A 2287-nucleotide genomic window follows, 5' to 3' on the forward strand; every position below is an offset into this window, starting at 1 on the left:
TCTATGCCGGCCTCCGCTATCGGGCGCATCTCGCAAGACCAGGCGGTCGATCTGGTTCTGGCCGGCAAGCAGACCATCGACGGCGATACGGCCCAGGTCGGCCCGGGCATCGCCAAGCGGCTCGATCTGCAATTGCTGACCTATGTCTCCAAGATCGTGTCGTTGGACCCGATTGCGCGCGAAATCGTCATCCAGCGCCGTGCCGAAGGCGGGGTACAGGTGCTCCAGACCCGGCTGCCCTGCCTCATCACCATGCTCGAAGGCAGCAACGAGATGCGCTTTGCCACCATGGAAAACATGTTCCGCGCCGCCCGCCATCCGATCCGTACCTGGGACCGTACCGCTGCCGGCATCGAGGACATCAGCAAGATCGGCTTGAAGGGCTCGCCCACCGTGGTGAGCAAGGTGTTTGCGCCCAAGCCCAATGCGCGCTGCGCCGAGATCATCACGGCCGAGGGCGACGAAGCGCGCGACCTGGCGGTCACCCTGGTCGGCAAGCTCTTCACGCAACACCCGAAACTGGGTGAGGCCATTGCCAGGAAGGTCGCTTGATCCACCCCATATCGATTCTACGAGGCACAGCATGAACCAAGAGAAGCCTGCTCCAGAGCGCAAAGGCGGCAAGGGAAAATACGAACTGGACGAACGCCTCAAGGCCTATCAAGGCGTTTGGGTATTCATCGAACACGAGCGCGGCGAAGTCCATCCGGTCTCCTGGGAGCTGCTGGGCGAAGGCCGCAAGCTGGCCGACCAGCTCGGCGTGTCACTCTCGGGCGTGGTATTGGGCGCGCCCGACCTGGCGACCCGCCAGTTCTGCGAACAGGCGTTCCACCATGGTGCCGATAGCTGTTACCTGATGGCCGACCCTACCCTGTCGGCCTATCGTAACCAGCCCTTCACCAAGGGCCTTACCGATCTGGTCAACCGCTATCAGCCGGAAATCCTGCTGCTGGGAGCGACCGCGCAAGGACGCGACCTGGCCGGCAGTGTCGCCACCACGCTCAAGACCGGCCTGACTGCCGACTGCACCGGGCTCACCATCGACATGGAAAACCGCAGCATGGCGGCATCGCGTCCGACCTTTGGCGGCAGCCTGCTGTGTACCATCCTGACGCTGAACTACCGGCCGCAGATGGCCACCGTGCGGCCGCGCGTGATGGCCATGCCGGAGCCCGACCGCAGCCGTAGCGGCCAGATCATCGAACACCCGCTGTGCCTGGTCGAGAGCGACATCATCACCAAGGTACTCGAATACATTCCCGACAATCAGCAGGACAAGCCGCAGCTACCCTTTGCCGACATCATCGTGGCCGGTGGACGCGGCATGAAGCGGGCCGAGAATTTCCAGCTGATCTGGGACCTGGCCATGGTGCTGGGGGCCGAGGTGGGGGCCACGCGTCCGGTAGTGCAAGCCAACTGGGTCCAGGCCGAGCGCCAGGTCGGACAATCCGGCAAGACCGTGCGGCCCAGCTGTATATCGCGGCCGGTATCTCGGGTGCCGTCCAGCACCGTGTCGGTATGGCCGATTCAGACGTGATCATTGCCATCAACAGTGATCCCAACGCCCCCATCTTCGATTTCGCCAGCTACGGCATCGTCGGCAATGCCATGACCATCCTGCCGGCCTTGACCGAGGCCTTCCGTCAACAACTGACCACGATGCGCATGGCGAGTTGAGCCACAACAGGGAGAACAGCATGACTGAAAAATTCGATGCCATCGTAGTCGGCGCCGGCCCCTCCGGCAATGCCTGCGCCTACACCATGGCCAAGGCCGGACTGAAGGTGCTGCAGATCGAACGGGGGGAATATCCCGGCTCCAAGAACGTGCAAGGTGCCATCCTTTACTCGGATGCGCTGGAACGTATCATTCCGGACTTTCGTGAGGACGCGCCGCTGGAGCGCCACATCATTGAGCAGCGCATGTGGGTGCTCGACGACCAGTCCTTCATCGGTGGCCACTACCGCTCGGAAGACTTCAACAAGCCGCCCTACAACCGCTACACCATCATCCGCGCCCAGTTCGACAAATGGTTTTCGCAGAAGGTGCAAGAGGCTGGCGCCCTGCTGATCTGCGAGACCACCGTGACCGATCTGCTCATGGATGGTCAGCGCGTCGTGGGCGTGCAGACCGATCGCGTGGGCGGCTCGATCTATGCCGACATCGTGGTGCTGGCCGATGGCGTCAATTCAGTGCTGGCCCGCAAGGCCGGCTTTCGCCCCGAGCTCGATCCGGCCGAAGTGGCGCTGGCGGTCAAGGAAATCCATTTCATGCCCGAAGAGACATC

General features: G+C 62.7%; 2 protein-coding genes and 1 pseudogene. All 3 read left to right on the forward strand.

All coding sequences use genetic code 11. The features are described from left to right. Positions 1 to 552: protein FixA (locus I5W_RS03195; RefSeq protein WP_044528161.1), on the forward strand; the 552-nt coding region annotated here is incomplete at its 5' end. A 31-nt stretch (positions 553 to 583) separates the two neighbouring features. Further along, positions 584 to 1677: pseudogene (locus I5W_RS03200) on the forward strand (electron transfer flavoprotein subunit alpha/FixB family protein). A 20-nt stretch (positions 1678 to 1697) separates the two neighbouring features. Next, a partial coding sequence (locus I5W_RS03205; RefSeq protein WP_044528160.1) for an NAD(P)/FAD-dependent oxidoreductase occupies positions 1698 to 2287 on the forward strand: 590 nt, incomplete at its 3' end.

This window comes from Herbaspirillum sp. B65 (assembly GCF_000333555.1).
GTDB classification, from domain to species: domain Bacteria; phylum Pseudomonadota; class Gammaproteobacteria; order Burkholderiales; family Burkholderiaceae_D; genus Herbaspirillum; species Herbaspirillum rubrisubalbicans.